Raw genomic sequence first — 20,265 nt, 5'->3', positions numbered from 1 at the left:
TCTTTGCATGCTTTTTGACTTCTTTTTCTCTCTCTCCAATGCCTCTTTTGTTATTTCCTGATGCGTTATCTCATTTCTTTTCATAAATATGGGGGAAAATTCTCCCATATTATACATCATTATTTATTGGACTCAAGGTAACAGAAGCAATCGTTCGTTTCCGTGGGGGTCATGCGTCCACGCATGACCTTGCATGATTTTCAGTCACGCCAGGAGGCGTGACCCGCACAAAAAAGTAAATATTTTTTTGTTTGGTTTTAATTTATCAGAAAATTGAGATCCTGGGTCCCATTCGGCTCCGCTCAGGGCGGGCAAGTCCGAGATGACAAAACGGAGAAACTCTATTCGCCCTGGTGGAGAGGACGGGAATCGAACCCGCTCGCTTGGGTCTCAGTCCCAGACGAGTACACCAGTACCCTCCCCATATCACCAGGGCTTTTTATAGGATAGCGGCAAAAATAATATTACAAAAAAGGCACTTCTTGCGAAGTAGCCTTAATTGCTGAGACCCAAGCAAAACAGGAAAGGTTCCTGTGTACTCATCTAGGCTTAGCTATCATACAAAATTCCACTTGAAAATTCAAGATAATGTATGAGTCCACCTAAAATTGCACTCCTGAGGGCGAGAGGATGATACCAAAAACTGAAGAGGAGAACGATGGTTTTTGAAGGCGAAGTGAGGACGTTTGGTGTTGTACCAAATGAGCCATTCAATGAGCTTCGGATTAAATGAGTTAGGATCAAGAAGGAGATGGGAATGATAATTGATGAATTCTTCTTGTATTGTCCTGTTAAAACGTTCCACATGAGCATTCATCTTGGGAGTTTTGGGATACGTGTGATAATGAAGGAGATGAAGCTCTTTTAGTTTTTTTGAAAATTCTTTTTTGAATTCAGATCCATTGTCTGTGAGTACAAAAGTAATGGGGCAAGGAAAAACTATTCGGCACATTCCAAAGAATTCTTCCGCGGCTCGAGAAGCATGTGAACTCGTCGCCCAAGCAAAGGCAAATCGTGAAAAAATGTCTTCAAAAGTAATCACATAACGACGACATCCATCAATTATTCGCTCAATGGTATCTAGTCCAACAAGATGTCCAGGATAGACTGCCTTAAAATCTTTTGGCTTCCTTAAGACTTTTTGACGATTTTTCTTTTTGATCTTTCCAAAATGGGAAATCTTTTGAGGAAATGTTCTCAATCCTCCCATGTCTGCGATTAAACGACCGATCGTACTTGATGATGGACATTGAAGCCCCTTCCGAATACAGAATTCTTGGAGAAGAGGGAATATTTTGTCTTTTCCAAGATTTGGGTGTTCTTCTCTCAATTTTTGAATTTCTCCAAGAACATGAAGAGGCCACAATCGTTTTCGTTTCCTTTTTCGTGCACGAGATTGAGGATTTAAAGATTCCAGCTTTCCTTTGCCTTCGCGAAGTTTTTTCTTCCACAAAAATAATGTTCGTCGCTTCAGATGATACGCATCCATGGTCGCTTCAAGTCCATATTTCTTCCAAAATTCCAAAACCTTTACTCTAAAATTTGCTTCCTCTGTAATCATATACTGATCTTTAAAGGCCAAGTTTGCGACACTTATAAAACCTTTAATACCGGTATATTTACAATGAGTTCTCGGAAAAAATTCCATAAGAAGACGGTTAAGTCCCCTCATTTATGGAGTGCAATATGTATCTGAACTTATGCAGATAATTTTTATATTTTTCATCTTCACTCAGCGCGAATGTGTCGACGATGTCCGACGACACTATCGAATATTGAGAGCAGATAACGAATATATTCTCGGAAAATCACTCCAGAAGATATTTCTTCGTGAGGTTTTTAGAAAGTTCCACTCCCGGCTGATCGAACGCGTTTATTCCAAAATATTCCCCAAGGAATGCAATAGCGCCTTCAAAAAGCAGAAAAAGTTCCCCGAGATGTTCTTCTGAAATCTCAGGAATATGAACAGTAATATTTGGTTTTCCATATTCTGTAAGTGCATCTGCCGTTGCTTTTTTCTCAACTCGCATGAGCTTTGCAAAGCTCGTATTTTCCAAAAAATGTACAGAATCATGAAACTCTTTCGGCAGAGGAATTTCGATGTCTTTTTCAAATTTTTCAACTTCGAGAAAGAGAATAAATTTATCGTTCGGCCCTTCCATGTAGAGCTGCGCCTGCGAATGCTGATCCGTAACGCCAAGCGCATTTACGGGAGTCAGTCCCGTGTGCACTTTCTCCCCATTTTCATTTTTTTCCTTTCCAATTGATTCCGCAAGAAGTTGACGATACCAGTCCGCGAATCGAAAGAGTTTTTGTGCATACGGCATCATCACGGTAATATTTTTCCCTTTTTTTGAAAGCAAATATTGAATGGTCGCGATCTGAAAAGGAAGATTTTCGGAAATATTCTGAGAAAGAAATTTTTCGCGCATCGCCTTTGCTCCATTCAGAAGGTTCTGAATATTCACGTCGATGAGTGCTGCGGGAACGAGCCCTACAGCGGTTAAAACAGAAAATCTCCCGCCCACATTTTCTGGAACAGGAAAAGAGGGGATTCCTTTTTTTTCTACTTCTTCGCGGAGAAGTCCTTTTTTTGGATCCGTAATGAATACAAAATGTTCTTTAAGAACAAGCTTCTTCTCTTCAACTTTTTTTAAAAAATAAAAATATTGCGAAAGCGTTTCTGGCGTTCCTCCAGATTTCGTAATGACGAGAAAAAGTGTTTTTTGAAGATTTAAAACTTCTTCGCATTCAGAAATAAAAACGGGATCAATATTATCGAGAATATAAATCTGCGGATGTGTTCCCAAAAAGAGATTTCCGAAAGCATCTTTCAGCGCAATCATTCCGAGGGAAGACCCGCCAATGCCGAGCACCACAACATAATCATATTTTCCTTTCACCTTTTTTGCGAACTTCTCGATGCTGAGAACGAGCTCTTCATTCTCCAAAACCTCATTCTGATAAAATCCCTGATCGCGTGCATGAATTTTTTCCAAAAATCCTGAAATTCGACTGGATTCCGACTCAATTTCACCCAGAGAAAGTCCATGCGATGAATCTATTTGAGATAGCCCAGAAATATCGAGAGAAATCATAGGAGAGTGCCATTAAAATATTGGAATAGCATTACTTCTTTGCTTTTTTCCAATCTTCCAAAAACTTCTGAAGTCCAATATCTGTGAGCGGATGCTGCATGAGTTTTTCGAGGACTGAGGCGGGCATTGTGGCAATATCTGCACCGATTCTCATCGCTTCCAAAACATGCTGAGGATGTCTGATACTCGCGGCTAAAACCTTCGTTTGAATGTCATAATTCATGAAAATATCGACAATGTCAGATATGAGAGCCATTCCATCTTCATTAATATCATCGAGCCTTCCCACAAATGGACTCACAAATTTCGCTCCGGCTTTTGCGGCAAGAAGCGCCTGAGAGGCGGAGAAAATGAGCGTTACGTTGATGTTAATTCCTTCTCCGCTCAAAATTTTGCACGCTTTTAAGCCTTCCGCAGTCATCGGAAGTTTTACAAAAACATTTTTTGCCCACGTGGCAATATCTCTTCCTTCCTTTACCATCGCTTCCGCATCGGTGGAAAGCACTTCCGCACTTACCGGACCTGAAATAACGGCACAGATTTCCTGCACGCAAGTTTTAAAATCCACTCCTTCTTTCGCAACGAGGGAAGGATTCGTCGTGATGCCATCAACAATTCCGATGGCTGCGTATTTTTTAATCTCTTTGATATCAGCGGTGTCGAGAAAGATTTGCATATTCGAAAAGTAAAATTCACTCCAATTATACCACTCTCTTTTAGAAGATGGGAAAAAAATAAAAGATGTTGTTTCCAAGTCGAGAATTCACTTATTCATAATGTGTCCATAATCGAATAATTTTTACAGTTTTTTCTTTTTTGAGAACTTGATACACGACTCGATGTTGAATATTTATTCTTCGAGAATAAGCTCCACTCAAATCTCCAACTAATTTTTCAAAATATGGAGGCGTTTGGAATGGATTCTTCTTTACAATGTCCAATATGTTTTCTGTTTTTTCACGCAAACCTGCAGATGATATTTTTCTTGCGTCTCTTTGCGCCTGTTTTGTAAATACAATCCGCCACTTTACCATTCGAGAGTATCACTACATTCATCAAGCGAAGTTTTGAGACCTTTTTGAATGGATTGCCTCATTCCTGGTATTGAGAGGAGATAGAGTGTTTCTTGCACTGCATCCCAATCATCTTTTGTAATAATTACAATACTTCCATTTTTGCCAATTACTTGTATTGGCACCTGCCCAGTTCCTGATGCCTTCACAATTTTGTACAAATTTGCTCTCGCCTGGCTTACAGAAAGCGTTCTCATAAAATTTTTCAATAAAAATAGAACGCCTTCATGGTACGATATTCCGTACGACTTTGTCAATACCCTTTTTCCACTCTTTTCCTTGTCGACATAAAAATTTTGCATCTTCTGGATTTTTCAGAATTTTTGCTACTGCCCTTTCCAAAAACACATCGTTTTGAGATCCCTTGATCAAAAGAAAATCTCCTTCGGTAAGAATATTTTTGAGATGTTCTCCAGCAAGAACGGCATTTTCAAAAATGGAAAGCGGCTTTTTTCCCTGCACTCCCTCTGCGAAATGCTCGTGTTCCTTTCCTACAAAAAAGATTTCATCCGCGTATTTCGCTGCAATTTTTCCGAGTTCAAGATGAAACTCTGCGGAATACTTCCCAATTTCATTCATATTTCCGAGAAGCGCGAGTTTCCTTTGAGCAGAAATTTCTTTGAGAGTCTGAAGTGCAGCAGTAGCTGAAGAAATACTGGAATTGTAGGAGAAATCCCAAAGAACACTTCCGTTTTTTCCCGCGAGAATTTTCCCTCTCCCAGGCGGAGGAGAAAAATTTTTCAAAAGTTCAGTACTTTCCTGAAGTGAAATCCCAAATTCCTTTCCCAAAATAATTGCGGGAAGAAGTACGGTAATGTGATAAATTCCGAGAAGTGGCACGCGAAAAGTTGCTGAATCTGTATCATTCTTCACATGGAAAGAAATTCCATCGTCATATTGTTTGATTTCAGTAATCGTATAGTCTGCGTCAGGAGAAGTTCCAAAAGAACAAGTTTTCCCATGTATCTGCGGAAATATTTCACGAATTTTCTCATCATCATGATTGAGAATTGCCATTCCGCCGGATGGAATACTAAAAAGAAGTTTTGCCTTTTCATCTCGAATTCCCTCGAGATTCGGAAATTGACTTTCTCCAAGGTGGATAGGAGCAATTTTAGTAAGAACCCCGTAGGAAGGCTGCGCAATTCGAAGAAGTTTGTCCATATCTCCTGGTGCATCAACTCCATATTCCAAAACAATAATTTCTGGAATTTCCAGTTTTTTCCAAAAGATTCTCCAGAGAATACATATCCATTTCATCGGCGAAGAAAATCCTGATTCGTGTTCTCCAAGAAGTGTGAGAAGAATGCCAATTTCGGTGTTAAATCCTTCTTGACTTGCGAGTACTTTGTACCTGGAACTCAAAACGTGCGCGATTGCATTCTTTGTCGTTGTCTTTCCCACTGATCCAGTAACTCCGATAATTTTTGCACTGGAATTCAGCACCGCTTTCGCCTTCTTTTTGAGGAGGAAGAGAATGAACTTCTGAGCGATCTTTTTCATAGTACGCTGTTAATGGGGGAACATTCAGAAATTTTGAGCATTAAAATCCAAGAGCCTGAAGCCTCCGAACTTCCTCCTTTGCAGATTCATCGTACGGGGAAAGATCAAGAATTTTTTCGTACCATTTTCTTGCTTCAGAAAAACGCTTTGCTTCAAGGCAGGAATCGGCAAGATGATAGAGAAATCCTAAATTTCGCGGATCTTTTTTTACCGCATTTTCAAAACACTCAATAGCAGACTCTAAATTTTGAATTACAAAATACACTTGTCCCAAATTGGCGTACCTTGCGCCGTGATCAACATCAAGCTCTACAGCCTTTTTATAAGCTTCGATGGATTCTTCAAATTTTTTCTGGTTAAAAAGTGCAAGTCCCAAGTTTGTATAAATTGCTGGACTTCCAGAGGTGAGTTCCAGGAGCTCAAGATAGAGCCCTTCTGATTTATGCGGAGAACCAGTTTGGAGATAGAGATACGCTAATTTTTGAAGTGCAGTGACATTCTCTTCATCAAAAGAAAGAATTTTAATAAACAATTTTTCTGCTTCCTCAAGTTCGTTTCTCGCGAGAAAGACCTCAGCTTTTCCGAGAAGCTCATGGATTTCCTTTCGGGGAATTACTGGATCTTTTTTGCGCTTGTGCTCGAGCGCAGCTTTTTTTCGAGCCTCCTCTTCCGCGTCACTCATTTCATCTTCGGCTGTTTTTTTACGCCAGTTTTTATAGGAGAAAATTTTCTTGAAAAAATTCTGAAAATTTTGGAAAAATCCGTGCAGAAGAACATTTTTCGTCGCTCCATCTGGAGAAACATCAGGAGGAGAACTTGGATTTTTCTCAAAAGAAATAGTTTCTTCAAAAAGCAGAGCAACCTCATTTCCCTTTCCTTCGTCTTTCATTGCGCTCTTCATCTGCTCGAGAATGAGTTCCGCGACCTTCTGTTCAAAGGAAGATCCGTACGATGGAGAGAGTTTATCGATCTCGTTTTTCTGTGGAGGAGGCAATACTGCTGCTTCATGGTCATCATGATGAGAAGATTTTTTAAGCGCTTCATGAATTTTAATTTTTTCTTCTCGGCGAAGTTTCAGTGATTGATTTCCAAAGAGAAAAAGAATTCCAGTGAGTGAAGTAAAAAAAGTCCCGATAAGAATTCCAGTCGGCATGAAAAAAAGAAAAGAACATTCGGGGGACATTTTGGAGAAAAATTCCAAAAATGTCGAGAAAAAGAAGAAATTACACAAGTCGAAATACTGAATAATGTCCAGCGTATAAATGTCTTTCCTATACCGATAAAAATAATTCCTCAAGAGCCAATCTTCTGTTGACATTTTTTTCTATTTTTTGTTTTGCAGCATCAATAGCATTCACGAGCTCCACGAGTTTTTCAAATGAGTATTGATCGCCAAGAGAAAGAGATCTCCCAAACGTTTTCTCTCGAAGAAGTGTTCTTAAAAAATGCAGAAATCCATCAAAAAATTCAAAAATTTCTTCATCTTGATCTGGTTTTGATAATTTTTCCGCGAGGGCAAAAAGACGAGGGAGATTCCTGTTTTTGAGAATAAGAGAAAATTCATGGAAAAGCTCTTTTTGAGTATCAAAAAAGTCAGGATCGCTCAGGAATTTCATAAGTCGATCCGATCTTCCCTGGGCTAATGTGAGAATTTTCTCTTTTTTTTCATCGGAAATATCTTCGTGTTCTTCATCGAGTGTTTTTTTTAAAACCGAATTCGGAATAAGTCCCATTTCAATCACCCGAACTCGTGAGATAATCGTCGGAAGGAGGTGCTCTTTATGCGTTGCAGTCATGAGAAATATCGTTTTTTCCGGTGGTTCTTCGAGAGTTTTGAGAAAGGTATTCATAGCCTCTTCTGTCATTCGTTCGATATCTCGAATAATACAGACTTTGTAATCATCATCGGTCTTCTGCCACAGTGGCTTCACAAACTCCAAAACGTCATCTACACCAATTTGATCACTTTTTTTCCCTTTCCTTTTTCGATGCGACTGGTCGAAATTCGAATATTTTGCGAGTTCTTCGAGATCAGCGCTTTTGTCTTTTACCCAGAGTTTATCGACGACGATAGTACTTCTATGAATATTTTTTTCTATGCGAACGCACGCATCGCATGTTCGGCACATATTTTTTTGTTCGCACTGGAGAAGCTCGGCAAACCTCTGAATAACTTTAAACTTTTGAATTTCCCGTGGACCACAGAGGAGATAACTCTGCCCCACGGTCCCATTTTCAAAATCAGCCTCGAGTTTTTCGAGAATTTTTTCGTGTCCAATAATGCGCCAGGAGAACTTCACAAGAATTTTTAATTTTAAATTTTGAAATTCCTAAATAAATTCTAAATCTTAATTTTTAATTTCTAAACAAAAAGAACTCAAATACATCTCTTAACTTTAAAAATTAGAAATTAAACATTAAGATTTATTTAGAAATTTCAAAATTTAAAATTAAAAATTCTTACGAAACACATCCCCGAATTTCTTCCAAACTCTGCACTTCATTTTCCTCCATCCATTCCTCCATTTCCTTCGTCATTTCCTCAAATCCTTTTACATCGCGATAATACACCATTGTTCCCACTCCAACGAGTGTTGCTCCCGCCATAACCATTTCAATGGCGTCTTTTCCGGTTGTCACGCCTCCTGTTCCAATAATCGGAATTTTTACTCTTTTCGCAATGTCATAGACGGCTTTGAGCGCAATCGGGAAGAGTCCCGGTCCAGAAACTCCTCCAGTTTTGTTCGCGAGAATTGGTTTTCTGAATTTGAGATGGATGCGCATTCCGGGCATCGTATTAATTTCGGTAATTCCTTGAGCTCCGGCATCTTCACATGCCTTCGCGATATCAGCAATATTTGGGACATTTGGAGAAAGTTTGATCGTGATCGGAATTTTTCCGACATTTTTTTTTACAATTTTCGTTACTTCCGCCGCGTCCTTGAGATCACATGCGAATGGTTTTCCAAGTTCACTTTCTACATTCGGGCAGGAAATATTTACTTCGATAATATCCGGGTCTAGTTTTGCGATTTCTTCAGCGACCGCTCCAAAATCATCTTTTTTCCCGGCGACGATATTTGCAATGATCGGCGCTTTGCGCTCGGGAATATATTTCCCGAGTTCTTCTTTCGCTTTTATAACGCCGGCGTCTGAAAGTCCAACTGCGTTCAAAAAATAGTGTTCAAATCCCACCATTGTTGGATTTGGATGACCCGGATGCGGACGTAACCAAATGCTCTTTGTCGTGATTCCGCCAGCTCCAGACCTAACGGTATGATGAAACGAATCGCCAGTGACGCCAAGGATTCCGCTCGCAAGAACGAGAGGGTTTGTAAATTCTACGCCGCAGAAGGAAGTTTTAAGGGATGGCATAATCCGCAGGGATTATAGATTATAAATTCTATCCCGCAAAGCGGGATAAATTCTAAATTTCAGAAATGTTTCTTATAATGGGAAAAAACCGTGTTACATGAGTCAAAAACAGCTACAACTCGGCACAAAAATATTCTTGATGATTATCTTTATTTTCTCATCAGTCCATTTTTTGAAAGATATCACGCAAGATATTCTTCGCATACCGACTCCTCTCAATTCTCTTGGGAACATACAAGAAGATTTTTCTCAGTTTCCAAATTGGTTTGAGTGGTTTTTCTTTCTCCTCGGAACAGTATCCTTTTTGGTGGAAATTTTTATAATAATTGCGATTCCACTTATTCTCATCAAGAAAAAAACTGATTTCATAAAATATATTGTGGGATCAGTGTGTTTTTTGATTCTCTACTTTTTGTGTGCGGCGCTTTTTGATCCAAAGATTTTTTCCTTTTGATGAAAGTTTGCATTCGAATTACCGATACACATCTTTCCGATGTCCCATATCTAAAATCCAGAATTCAAAATCATGTTCTGATTGCTTTTTGAGTTCGAGAATAAGCCGATATGCTCCAATCCTGAGCCGATGTGTTGCTGGCTCAAAATGTGAAAGCCCTCTCATGACAGAAAGAATGTCATCGTGGTGTTTATATTCGCTCAGTTTTTCAAGAATTCTCTCTTGCACTATCTTTGAAAGTTTTTTGAACGATTTTTCAGCATGTTTTGTAAAAACAAATCGAGTCATTCTTTCAAATTATATAATGAGAGAACTCTTTCCTGACGCTGATGACTTTTCATATTTCTTTTTAAGAGAGTTCCTATTTTTTGCCATTTCAAAATCTTCCATGTACTCGCCAATATATTCATCACACCCATCGAAATAGGGGAGCATGACAATTCGCCCTTCACCTCGATTTGTGACAATGAAGCTTATTTCTTCAATGGATCCGGAAATTTCGCCAATTTTCTGCTGAACATGAGTAGTAGTTATAATCTTTGTCATATATGAGAATATATAGATACATATATATTGTAATATATGTTTCATGGAAAATCAAGGAAATTCCTCTAAAACAAGAAAAACTACAAATGCTAATTTTTCTCAAATACCACAACAGAATTTTTGTGAAAAATTTCTGAATATTCAGTGCTGCTCAGGAGTTTTTGATATGCTAAGTTTACGTTTTCAGTATTGAGAGGCCAGTTGTTTCGATCATTCAAGATGAGGAGAATATATTCACTTTTTTCAACACGAGGAAAAAGATAAATTTCTTGATTCGTGAGATGAGGAACAAATGCACTTTGAGCGCTCACAGAGCGCGCATTTTGAACAGATTGGATTGCCTCAGAGATTTCATTGCGATTTTCTCGAACATAATGGTCTTTATAAAAAATTCTCGAGAGAGTTTCACCATCATAAAAATGGACATGGAGTAAAATGTAGAGATTTGCCATGAGAAGAAGTCCTGCTCCCGAAATTCGAAAAAATGTTTTATGAAATTTGTTTAGAGTAAGAAATGCTCCGATGACAATCGGAGGAGCAAATTCCACTGCGTAATGATATTCAGATCCCCAGTGAATGGGATCATTTGAAAAAAATTTCTGCGCAAGAATCGGAAGAATGATCAAAAAATATTTTGGCTGAAAAATGGCAAGAAAACCTCCAGAGAAGAGAATAAGAATCCACATCTCTAATTTTTTCGGATTATCAAACGCGAGAAGAGCTGTAGAAATAGGATGCAAAAAAATAAATTGAATGACCTCCAGAGGAGAGTTTCCGAGCTCGACATACGGCCAATGATCATACGATCCAGAGTTAAAAAATTGGATTATTTTGAGAGAAACAAAGAAATATATGAGGCTAAAAATAGCGGTATTAAGCGAATGTTTTCGATTCTTTTTTTCGAATATCAAAAATGAAATTCCCATCGCCGCTGAAATGAGCGGCATATTCTCTCGAGAGAAGAGGAAAAGCACGAGAGTGAGATAGTACTATCGCCATCGATTGGTATTGAAAAAGAAGAAAAGCCAAGGAATCATCATCGCGCCAATGACATTGTTATGAAAATCAAAACCAAGAGCGGTGATAATGCCAAAAAACGAGTAAAATGTAACAAGGGCTAAAATGGGAAGCCACTTTTCGCTTTGTTTCGCTTCATATTTCACAACATAAAAAACGCCAATTCCTCCCGCAAGAACAAAAAGAATTTGTATGATGAGAAGCGTATATGAGCCAAAAATCCAAAAAAACGGAGCAAATACAAACAGAAGTATTTCCAGATGATCAGCGAGGAGAGTCGGCACTTCGCGAATCGTATTTGGTCCAAATTCGAGCTCTGAATACTGATGAATCGTCTGATTGAAAATTCCTAAATCAAATGCATTTGTACGAAAATTATAGTGAGGAACAAGAGAAATAATGCCATACAGAAGCGAGAAGAAAACAATAATCAGAAGAATGAGATATTTTATTCTTGATTCTGTATGAGAGAGCACCATTTTAAAGTGGCGATAAATTATCCAAAAATATCAGGAAAGGTACGATATTATTGCATCGTAAGAAGAAAAAATTCAATTATTCAGATCGGGTATTGGAACTTATTTGGAATCAAGAAAGGAACGGCGATAAATCTCCGCGGATATGTTCAGAGTGAGTCGGAACTGAGCGGGTGGATCGACTTTGAAAAATATTCCTCGACAAATCAGAAAATTTTTTGAGATTAAATATAAGAGTCGCCCGTCCTCGGGCGACCTTTCTTTTCTGTCGTCGGACATCGTCGACAGAAAAGAAATTCTTTTCATGTCTCTACGTAGACAAAAAGAGAGAGCATATTTCATGGTCCATTTCGCACGGAAATTATTTTCAATTAAGGTGTATTTATCTTTTTTCGCGAAGGAAATGAAGCGACATGCTTCACGAAGTTACGGCGTAAATACGACATACTTCCTGACCACGACTGTTACAGCATTTCGGTGTCTCTTCCACATTCCTGAACTCGCAGAAATTCTCGTGGCAAGCATTAACTTTTCCAGAGAAAAGTTTGAAGTTTTCATTCATGCGTTCGTCATCATGCCCAATCACTTCCACCTCTTGCTTACAGTAGGAGAAAAATGGAATGTGTCAGAATTTATGGGAGGAATTAAAAGCTTCACTTCGCGAGAAGTTATCAAGTGGTGTAGGAATCACAGAAAATTACATCTTCTCGAATTGTTCCAAGCTTCAGCAAAAATGTACAAGCCATCACATAAATATCAAGTATGGCAGGAGCGATTTGATCATCTCGTGGTTGAGAATGAAAATGCATTCGGAGAATTTTTTGAGTATATCCACCTAAACCCTCTTCAAGAACACTGGAAGCTCGCATCTTCTCCGGAAGAATATCATCTCTCAAGCGCTGGGTATTACTTCCTCGGAAAAGAACCAGTTATCCCGATTACTCCGATTGAATCCTAGGCAGGGTCGCCCGAGGACGGGCGACTCCTGTATAAAGAGTTGAACCCTCGATAGGGTCACATTCCTGTAATAAAAAATATACTACCAACATCGATAGAATTAACTGTACCAAGATAAAACATAAGACTATTTAAATTCGTGTCTTTGGATTTGTATAAGATTTCAAAATTAACCTTAAATTGGATAGAAGTTGCGTTGCCAGTAATTAAAAAGGCTGAGTTGATCTGAATGATTTCGCCCTCAATATAAGCATATCCTTCTTTTTGTAGTGATATCATTGGAGCCTGGGCATCACTCCTATGACTTTGCCCATTTATATTCCTATGAATAGAATAGTTTTTGTTTTTATCATCAATATTTAAATCGATGTAAACATTTACAATTTTATTTGTTGCATTCTTTATTAAAGTTTCAAAATAAAGTTTCTTTGGTCGTAGTTCTTTTTTTACTAGAGAAGAAATTTTGGCAAATGTTACTGATGTAACAGGTTGATTAACTTTAATACTTGATTTATCAGTGAGAGCATTATTTTTCATCAAATTGCAGAGGCTTTTTCTATAATCCCTTATTTCATTCTCAGTTATATTTTTGCTTTGGGAAGTTTTACCATCATATTCATTATGGTGGTTAAGACAAAGAAACACCAAATTTTTTTGGTCATTATTCCTATTATTCTTATCAATGTGCGCAATCTGTCCTTTTTTTGTTCCAAGATCCTTTTCAAGACCAAAGCAAAGGCAACATCTGCGTTTACAATCGATAAGAATTTTACTTTCTGTTGCCTTTGGAATTTTTTTCCTTTTTGTTCCTGCCATAAAAGACAACAGATATTGTATTGGCTGCCCGGGTAGGGATCGAACCTACGAATGGAGGATTCAAAGTCCTCTGCCTTGCCACTTGGCGACCGGGCAATATTTCTGAGGTACTATATCATAACTTTTTTTGAGTGAGGAGATCCCGGATCTCCTCCGCTAAAGCGGAGTCGTCCGGGACGCAGTATCTTTGCGACTCATTCCCTCGCTTCGCTCGTCATTCATCGTAAATTCAACTGCGCTTGAGCGACTGGGCATCAGTCAATTACGAATTACGAATTTCAAATTACGAATTAGGAGTAGGAATTAGGAAATGCAGTGGACAGAGTAGCAAAAAAAGGGAATTTGAAAAATGTTTTTTGCCATCTTCCCTTCTTCCCCATTTTTTGCGAAAATATCCGCTGATGAAACAAAGCTTCTTCTCCCGGCATATTTTTGACAAATTTCGAAAGCAAGAACCGTGGTGGAAGCGTTTTTTGCTCGTGATTTGGACGTTTTTTCTTTCGAGAAAAGGGATTCTTGCTCTTTTTGTTCTCTTCTTCATTTCTCTTGGTATTTGGGGATATGTATCGCTTTCAGAATTTCGTATCTTTTTTGGCGACCTCCCACAAATTCTCGGATTTTGGGGAGAAAAACGCTATCTCCTCCTTCTTGAAAACGAAAATGAGCGTCGTCCTACTGGGGGATTTATTACCAGTTTTGCTGTTATTGAGAGTCGTGGAATTTTTCAGAATCTTCAGTTCTACAATTCAGAAGAAGTGGAGACGCCAAATCCTCAGGTAAAAGCTCCTGACGCGGTGGAACGAGTATTTTCTCGTGATCCAAAATATGCAGGATGGGTCTTTCGTGACACGAATTTTTCTTTCGATTTTAGTGAAAATGCGAAAAAAGCACTTGAGTTTTTGTCATATGATTCACGATTTGCAGATATGCATTTTGATGGAGTTATTGCCGTTGATATGAGTTTTATTACAGATGTTGTTGGTCTTCTTGAACCGTTTTCCCTTGGCGATGAAACACTCACAAAAAAGAATTTCTTTGAACTCCTCGAATTTACTGCTAAGAATTTTGATCTTCATGATGAAGAAGCATGGAGAAGTCGAAAAAATACTCTCTATCCCTTAGCTCATGAAATTTTCAAGAAACTCGCACTCCATCCTGGATACTGGGATGATTTTTTTATCGTGACAGCAAAAAACTTTCAGAACAAACATATTACGGCGTATTTGGAAGATCCTGATCTTCAGGCAAAGTTTTTAGAAAAAAATTGGGCAGGGACCATTCCTTCTCAAAATTTTTGGTCGATAAATTTTGCAAATTTAGGAGGGAGAAAAGTCGATCGCTATCTCCAAAAAGATTTCCATTCTTCTCTTCATGTCGATGAACTCGGAAAAATTGTAGAGAGGTTTTCCATCCACATTGTTCATGAGGGAACGTACAATCTTCAATCTGACCATTATGAGACATTTGTGCGCATTGTTCGTCCTCAAGGGACAGTATTTTTAAATTCAGGCGGAAAATTTGAAACACCTCCGCGTGGAGATACTCGTCCATACGGAGAAGAAATATCATTTTTCCTCACGCTAGATCCCGGAGAGGAAAAGTTACTGCAATTTACGTTTGAACTTCCCGGATCATTTTCGGAATTTCCGGAAAAATCTTTCCTCATTTCTATTTTTAAACAAGTGGGAAGTTCTCAAGATGAATGGGATTTCACTATGAGAGGAGAAAATGACGTTCGATTTTCTGCAGAAGGATGCGATAAAATTCAGTCGCATGAAAATGTTTTCTTTTGCGATCTTTCCGTGAAAATGGATGAATCGCTCGTATTTACGCTCCATCCGGATAAAACTCCACCACTCCTGCAATTTGCCGAATTTTTGACTTCATCTGAATTGGAGATACGATTTTCGGAAGATATTTCTCCTGGAATTCTCCACGAAAACATCTCGCTTCTTACTTTGGATAATTCGTCCGAAGAACTTCAGACTATTCCCATTCAAAAAGTCCGGCAAGAAGGAGAAAATATTTTTCTTGATCTGGAGAAATCAGTAGCGCCCGGCCAGAAAAAATTTCAACTTATAATTTCAAATGTAGAAGATTTGTCCGGAAATTATTTCGAAGGTTCAGAAAAAGGTCTCTTTAAAGCGACAATTACTCGATGAGAATCAGGAGTTTCTTCACAAAATGTTTCCCAAAATATGTCCGATGTATCAGGAAAAAAAATATTACTGACACGATTTCCTCTTGAATCTGCTTGGGGAGGAGAAGAAGAGATTCATCTCCTCATGGCGAAAATACTTCGAAAGCATGGTGGAGAGATGGAAATTTTGACGTCGTGCCCGCATTTGCTTCGCGCATTTCGAAGAGAAAAATTTCAAACTTTTCGAGAAACCCAAAAAGATATCACTTCAAAATCTCAAATTTTTTGGAGCATTCTTTCTGTTCCACTTTTTTTTATTCGCGGAATTTTTTGGCTCGCATATTTCAGGTACGTTCGGAAAATACGGAAAGTTCTTTTTCTCACCCTTATTGAAAAAGTTTGTTGGACTCAAATTGCTCGAGTTTTTGGTATGAAAGTTTTTTGGGGACATCATGCGCCCATCGGAAAATGGCTTTCTCGGAATCCATATTTTTTCATTTGGAAATTCTTTTCCAAAACTGTGGAAATAGTCGTGCCATCCGAGTTTATGAAAAAATCACTTTATGATTTGGGCGTTCAAAATTCTCGAATTCAAGTTCTTTTGAACACGCTTCCTTCCGAGAAAGACAGTTCACAAATTTTATTGAATAAAAATTTTGATCAAGAGTTTCAGGAATTTATTCTGAAAAAAATCAGAGCTCCACTCGATATCAAAAATACAATTTTTATCGGAAGCGCGAGCAGACTTTCTCGGGAGAAGGGGATTTGCGATCTTGTGAGTGCAGCCGAAATTGTCCTCCAAAAATGTCCAAATGCAATTTTTCTTTCAGCCGGAGAAGGACCTGAAAAAGAAGCACTTGAGCGCACTCTGAAGGAGAAAAAAATGGAGACGAAATATTTTTTTCTCGATTTTTTGGAAGGTCTGGAGATGAAGATTTTTTTTCGAGGGATTCATATTTTTGTTCTTCCGTCACATGAAGAGCCATTTGGGATTGTTCTTCTCGAGGCGATGTCAGCAGGAAAAGCAGTGGTGGCATATTCTACCGGTGGAATTCCTGATGTCCTCGGAAACAAAAATTTTGGTCTTTGCTCAAGTGGAAATATTCCTGAACTTGCAGAAAAAATCCTCACCTTGAGCCAAGATGATGAGCTCAGAAAAGAATTAGGAAAAGAGAATTTTGCTCGATATCAAAAAGAATTTGCTCCAGAACTCTTTGAGAAAAAATTTGGACAAATTTTCTCTTTATATTGAAGCTCCACAAATAAATACAATTTTTCTCAGTATTTCTATGAACACAAAAATTATACAAATATAATAATGACACTCACAACAAAGCTTCGCAAGCCATTCTTTTTGACAGAAAATATGTCTCGGAGGAGACTCGTGAGTGAACTTCTGCGGCGCTCGATACCTCCTGTCCTTCACTACTCTCTTCAGCACGCATAGGGGAAATACGTCTTTTAGATATGGTTTTCCATATCATCGGCGTTCCCCACCTTCCTCACTTGGGGGTTTAGTGATGAGGGACGCTCGGCGCCCGCGGAAGCGGTGTGTTCAAAATATCCCTCGAATGATCGTTTTTGCTCCAAATACCACTTCAGAGATAAAGGAATTTTTTGTATTTCAAGTGGGAATATGAGATGATCCGAATGAACTTTTGCTCTCTCTTATGGCAAAAACACCAATGCGCCCGAAATTTTGGTATCTGAAGCAATTTAATTTATTCGAAGGAATTACAGATTCTGATCTCATGGCGATTGAGAATTTTACGATTGAACATTATTTGGGGAAAAAAGAACTCGTTTTTGAGCCAGGAAGAAAGCTCGATACGGTGTATATTTTAAAAGAGGGCGAGGTGATACTCTATCAAGTACATGAAGGGAAGAAGATAATTCTCGATATTCTGAAACCCGGGTCATTTTTTGGGAATATTTCTCTGAATCCAAATGAACAAACCACTCATTACGCTGAAGCAAGCGATAATATACGTATTTGTGCGCTTTCAACAGAAGCATTTCTTGCGGTAGTGCGGCGATATCCAGAAATAGTCCTCAGACTTCTTCAAATGGTTACGGAAAAAATGCGCGAATATGAAGACCGTATTAAGTCCACAACGGTTTTAACGGCGAAGGAACATGTTTTAGAGGCAATAAAAATCATTCAGCGAAACGATGAAAGGAATTTTCTCCCGAGAATTCTGCGGAAAAGGACAAAAATTACTCATGAAAAACTCGCATCTTTTACAGGACTTGCCCGTGAAACCGTTACAAAGGCAATTTCTGAACTCGAGAAAGAAGGAAAGTTAAAAGTAGATGGACGCAAAATAATTTCCGATGCCGAAAGCGTCCAATAATTCGTTTTACGATCTGAATTCCCGAGACTTCTCCTCTACAACTGACTTCACGAGTTATGTGGTTTTTTTCCCATACACTTTTTCAGATATTTTCTTTCCCGTTTTACTCATGGCAAGTCCTCCTTTTGCAGTTTCACGAATATTTTCATTCATGTTTTTGGCGATGTTATTCATTGCTTTTACGACTTCATCAAATGGAACAATACTCGTAATCCCGGCGTAGCTCATATCACTCGCAGTCATGGCGTGCACGACACCAAAAGCATTTCTTTTTACACACGGGACTTCCACAAGTCCTGCAATGGGGTCGCATGCGAGTCCGAGCATATTTTTGAGAGCAAGTGCAGCGGCATTTATGCATCGTTCTGCGGAGAGACCTCGCACTTCTGAAATTCCTGCAGCTGTCATCGCTGCAGATGCTCCTACTTCCGCTTGGCATCCTGCTTCTGCCGCAGAAAATGTCGAAATATTTCCAATAATAACACCAATACCGGCTGCAGTAAGAAGACCTCGAACAACTTCTTCTTCCGCGAGATGCAAGTTTTCTTGGAGTGCCCAGAGGCAACCTGGAAGAATTCCGGAAGATCCGGCTGTTGGAGCAGCGACAATTTTTCCCATGCATGCGCTTACCTCCATGACTGAAAGTGCATACTCCGTTGCTTTCCTCATGAGTTCGGAAAGGAAGATTTCTTTCCCACGCAAATTCTTCATGAGTTTTGATTCTCCTCCTACCATTCCGCTTTTCGATTTCAGTGTTTTTTTCTGCCCTGCACGAATAGATTCTCTCATGATGAGAAGACGTCTCCTCATGTTTTCGAAAATTTCTTCAGAAGAATGTCCCGTAAGTTCCTTTTCCGTTTCAATAACGACATCAGAAATGCGCGTAAATTTGTTTGCCTCGATAATTTCGAGGAGTTTTTTTGCCGAATAAAATTGAAAAGACATCTCGGGGAATTATAAATTATAAATTTTGAATTTTAAATGGTTTTTTAATCTAAAATCCAAAATTTAAAATCTAAAATTTTTTAAAGTCCAACTTCGGTAAAATGAGAAATGTGATTCACAAACCGTGCCCAATGCACTCCTTCAAAAACTTCAATTTCGTGAACGATAGGAGTTTCAAACTGTTCGCGAATCTCAATGTCAATGAGAGATCGATCTTTATATTGAGTAGTCTCCATTTTTACGATGGTAATATTTTGCTCTGCAGCGTACTTCATGATATGGCTTAAATTAAATTTTGTATTATCGTAACAAATGAGGAGTGAAGAGTATGATCCCGTGAGGGAAACATTGACCTTGTCGATCTCAGAGATTACGACTTTTCCTCCTCCGAGCGATGAGCCAATGATTCTCATTCGATCATTTCCAGAGTACAGCACAAAATCTACGGTATTTGGATGAAAGCCGTTCCCGAGATTCGTAGGAACAACTTCAATCTCAATATGAGCTGCTTTTGCTTTTTTGAAAGCATCTTTCAAATTTGTATCCGACGGCAACATCCCGAGGATTCCACCAACAAGAGCAACATCGGTGCGATGTCCTTGATATACTTCTCCAAATGACCCATGAAGGCGGAGGACACACTTTGTTGGCTTTTTTCCAAAAATGATGCCCGCCATATATCCGAGTTTACACGCACCGGCGGTGTGTGAACTCGATGGACCCATCATCACTGGACCGATGACGTCGAAAATACTCCAAGTGTCTCGCATAAAGGAAAAGGAAAGTCGGTGGAATTTTACAGAGTGGAAAGACATGTGACAAGCATATAAAACAGGAAGTAGGAAGTAGGAATTAGGAATAAGGGAGTTCGGAATGAATTTGAGTTGAGTTCCTTTCACTTTCATGGCACAATTCCCGAGATTTTTTTCATTTCCCATGAGTTCATTTCAGGAAGTAACCGCTCGGGCAGCGGAAAAGCTTGGAGAAGCCTTTGAAAATTATAAGGCGACAAAAGACGCAAGAAAAAAACTCGAAAAACAGCTCAAGAAACAACTGGAAGAAGATCCGCACTATTTACATCTTCTGGACTCAGAAAAGCAGTTGAAGAAAAAAAGAAGGGAACTCAGTGAAGAACTCGCGGATGTAAAACATCAACAGGAGCTCATGATGAAAAATCTTGATGAATATGAAGACCTTGAGGGATTTATCGAAAAAACAGAAGGAGCGTATATCGCCAGGAAAACAGAAGTACTCGAATCTCTGGCGCGTGAACTTTCTGCTCAAGGAATTGCCGCAGAAATTCATTTTAAAAATGGTGATCTTATGCTTATCATCTCGAGGAAGAAATAGTTACAATAATTTTGAATTATGAATGGCTTTGTTGCACAAATCATAATATAGAGACTCAGGAAAGAGCAATTTTCTTTTTCTAAGGTTTTCATACTATTTTGTAACTTTTTGGCATTCCGAGAGCAGTCATACTATTCAAAGCAGAACATATAAGAAAAGAT

23 protein-coding genes and 1 tRNA gene are annotated in these 20,265 nt (G+C 38.8%); 7 read left to right on the top strand and 17 right to left on the bottom strand.

What is annotated here, in order from left to right; translation table 11 throughout:
* Positions 1 to 580: 580 nt before the first annotated feature.
* The 9 genes from HZA38_02730 to HZA38_02690 all read right to left on the bottom strand — a co-directional run bounded on the left by HZA38_02730 (position 581) and on the right by HZA38_02690 (position 9,049).
* Positions 581 to 1,648: a transposase gene (locus HZA38_02730; GenBank protein MBI5414406.1), complete on the bottom strand. Its 1,068-nt coding sequence runs from the start codon at positions 1,646 to 1,648 to the stop codon at positions 581 to 583.
* Between the two features lie 160 nt (positions 1,649 to 1,808).
* Positions 1,809 to 3,098, bottom strand: a complete 1,290-nt coding sequence (locus tag HZA38_02725) for a glucose-6-phosphate isomerase (protein ID MBI5414405.1) — start codon at positions 3,096 to 3,098, stop codon at positions 1,809 to 1,811.
* 31 nt (positions 3,099 to 3,129) lie between these two features.
* The gene (fsa, locus tag HZA38_02720; protein ID MBI5414404.1) at positions 3,130 to 3,774 is read right to left on the bottom strand and encodes a fructose-6-phosphate aldolase; all 645 of its coding nucleotides are present in this window, start codon (positions 3,772 to 3,774) and stop codon (positions 3,130 to 3,132) included.
* Positions 3,775 to 3,865: 91 nt separating this feature from the next.
* Positions 3,866 to 4,132: a Txe/YoeB family addiction module toxin gene (locus tag HZA38_02715; protein MBI5414403.1), complete on the bottom strand. Its 267-nt coding sequence runs from the start codon at positions 4,130 to 4,132 to the stop codon at positions 3,866 to 3,868.
* Entirely contained in the window at positions 4,126 to 4,368 is a 243-nt protein-coding gene (locus HZA38_02710) for a type II toxin-antitoxin system Phd/YefM family antitoxin (GenBank protein ID MBI5414402.1), read from the bottom strand. The genes HZA38_02715 and HZA38_02710 overlap by 7 nt, the downstream gene beginning before the upstream one ends.
* A gap of 28 nt (positions 4,369 to 4,396) precedes the next feature.
* Positions 4,397 to 5,674, bottom strand: coding sequence for a UDP-N-acetylmuramoyl-tripeptide--D-alanyl-D-alanine ligase (locus HZA38_02705; protein MBI5414401.1), 1,278 nt, complete (start codon positions 5,672 to 5,674; stop codon positions 4,397 to 4,399).
* Between the two features lie 40 nt (positions 5,675 to 5,714).
* Complete coding sequence (locus HZA38_02700) at positions 5,715 to 6,827, bottom strand: tetratricopeptide repeat protein (protein ID MBI5414400.1); 1,113 nt, start codon at positions 6,825 to 6,827, stop codon at positions 5,715 to 5,717.
* Between the two features lie 118 nt (positions 6,828 to 6,945).
* Entirely contained in the window at positions 6,946 to 7,974 is a 1,029-nt protein-coding gene (locus tag HZA38_02695) for a hypothetical protein (protein MBI5414399.1), read from the bottom strand.
* Between the two features lie 160 nt (positions 7,975 to 8,134).
* A complete protein-coding gene (locus HZA38_02690) occupies positions 8,135 to 9,049 on the bottom strand; it encodes a dihydroorotate dehydrogenase (protein ID MBI5414398.1) in 915 nt (304 codons plus the stop codon).
* Between the two features lie 172 nt (positions 9,050 to 9,221).
* Between HZA38_02690 and HZA38_02685 the strand changes: the two genes are divergently transcribed.
* The gene (locus HZA38_02685) at positions 9,222 to 9,503 is read left to right on the top strand and encodes a hypothetical protein (GenBank protein MBI5414397.1); all 282 of its coding nucleotides are present in this window, start codon (positions 9,222 to 9,224) and stop codon (positions 9,501 to 9,503) included.
* 18 nt (positions 9,504 to 9,521) lie between these two features.
* Here the strand turns inward: HZA38_02685 and HZA38_02680 are convergent, their stop codons facing one another.
* The 4 genes from HZA38_02680 to HZA38_02665 form a co-directional block, all read right to left on the bottom strand.
* Positions 9,522 to 9,791, bottom strand: coding sequence for a hypothetical protein (locus HZA38_02680; protein ID MBI5414396.1), 270 nt, complete (start codon positions 9,789 to 9,791; stop codon positions 9,522 to 9,524).
* Positions 9,792 to 9,800: 9 nt separating this feature from the next.
* Entirely contained in the window at positions 9,801 to 10,049 is a 249-nt protein-coding gene (locus HZA38_02675; GenBank protein MBI5414395.1) for a hypothetical protein, read from the bottom strand.
* Between the two features lie 89 nt (positions 10,050 to 10,138).
* Positions 10,139 to 10,996, bottom strand: a complete 858-nt coding sequence (locus HZA38_02670) for a DUF2079 domain-containing protein (protein MBI5414394.1) — start codon at positions 10,994 to 10,996, stop codon at positions 10,139 to 10,141.
* Positions 10,997 to 11,038: 42 nt separating this feature from the next.
* A complete protein-coding gene (locus tag HZA38_02665; protein MBI5414393.1) occupies positions 11,039 to 11,545 on the bottom strand; it encodes a DUF2079 domain-containing protein in 507 nt (168 codons plus the stop codon).
* Between HZA38_02665 and HZA38_02660 the strand changes: the two genes are divergently transcribed.
* Positions 11,531 to 11,764: a hypothetical protein gene (locus HZA38_02660; GenBank protein ID MBI5414392.1), complete on the top strand. Its 234-nt coding sequence runs from the start codon at positions 11,531 to 11,533 to the stop codon at positions 11,762 to 11,764. The genes HZA38_02665 and HZA38_02660 overlap by 15 nt on opposite strands.
* Positions 11,765 to 11,945: 181 nt before the next feature.
* On the top strand, positions 11,946 to 12,500 hold the full coding sequence (locus HZA38_02655; protein MBI5414391.1) for a transposase: 555 nt from the start codon (positions 11,946 to 11,948) through the stop codon (positions 12,498 to 12,500).
* Positions 12,501 to 12,556: 56 nt separating this feature from the next.
* On the opposite strand, the gene HZA38_02650 is transcribed toward HZA38_02655, so the two are convergent.
* Both HZA38_02650 and HZA38_02645 read right to left on the bottom strand, forming a co-directional pair.
* Positions 12,557 to 13,315 (bottom strand): hypothetical protein, encoded by a 759-nt coding sequence (locus HZA38_02650; protein ID MBI5414390.1) that lies wholly within the window; start codon positions 13,313 to 13,315, stop codon positions 12,557 to 12,559.
* Between the two features lie 21 nt (positions 13,316 to 13,336).
* Positions 13,337 to 13,411: transfer RNA gene (locus HZA38_02645), tRNA-Gln, on the bottom strand.
* Between the two features lie 260 nt (positions 13,412 to 13,671).
* Between HZA38_02645 and HZA38_02640 the strand changes: the two genes are divergently transcribed.
* From HZA38_02640 to HZA38_02630, 3 genes are all read left to right on the top strand, one after another.
* Positions 13,672 to 15,477 carry a DUF4012 domain-containing protein gene (locus HZA38_02640; GenBank protein MBI5414389.1) on the top strand — a complete coding sequence of 602 codons (1,806 nt, stop codon included), beginning with the start codon at positions 13,672 to 13,674 and terminating at the stop codon, positions 15,475 to 15,477.
* 36 nt (positions 15,478 to 15,513) lie between these two features.
* Positions 15,514 to 16,707, top strand: a complete 1,194-nt coding sequence (locus tag HZA38_02635; GenBank protein MBI5414388.1) for a glycosyltransferase family 4 protein — start codon at positions 15,514 to 15,516, stop codon at positions 16,705 to 16,707.
* Between the two features lie 418 nt (positions 16,708 to 17,125).
* Positions 17,126 to 17,809 carry a Crp/Fnr family transcriptional regulator gene (locus HZA38_02630; protein MBI5414387.1) on the top strand — a complete coding sequence of 228 codons (684 nt, stop codon included), beginning with the start codon at positions 17,126 to 17,128 and terminating at the stop codon, positions 17,807 to 17,809.
* A gap of 54 nt (positions 17,810 to 17,863) precedes the next feature.
* Here the strand turns inward: HZA38_02630 and sdaAA are convergent, their stop codons facing one another.
* Both sdaAA and sdaAB read right to left on the bottom strand, forming a co-directional pair.
* Entirely contained in the window at positions 17,864 to 18,754 is an 891-nt protein-coding gene (gene sdaAA / locus HZA38_02625) for an L-serine ammonia-lyase, iron-sulfur-dependent, subunit alpha (GenBank protein ID MBI5414386.1), read from the bottom strand.
* A gap of 80 nt (positions 18,755 to 18,834) precedes the next feature.
* Positions 18,835 to 19,524: an L-serine ammonia-lyase, iron-sulfur-dependent, subunit beta gene (gene sdaAB, locus HZA38_02620; protein MBI5414385.1), complete on the bottom strand. Its 690-nt coding sequence runs from the start codon at positions 19,522 to 19,524 to the stop codon at positions 18,835 to 18,837.
* A gap of 166 nt (positions 19,525 to 19,690) precedes the next feature.
* Between sdaAB and HZA38_02615 the strand changes: the two genes are divergently transcribed.
* On the top strand, positions 19,691 to 20,104 hold the full coding sequence (locus HZA38_02615; protein ID MBI5414384.1) for a hypothetical protein: 414 nt from the start codon (positions 19,691 to 19,693) through the stop codon (positions 20,102 to 20,104).
* Positions 20,105 to 20,265: the final 161 nt, after the last annotated feature.

It is taken from the genome of Candidatus Peregrinibacteria bacterium (genome assembly GCA_016220175.1).
Lineage (GTDB): Bacteria > Patescibacteriota > Gracilibacteria > CAIRYL01 > CAIRYL01 > JACRHZ01.
The sequence above is the reverse complement of the archived record's forward strand: the minus strand, read 5'-3'. Positions and strand labels throughout refer to the sequence as shown.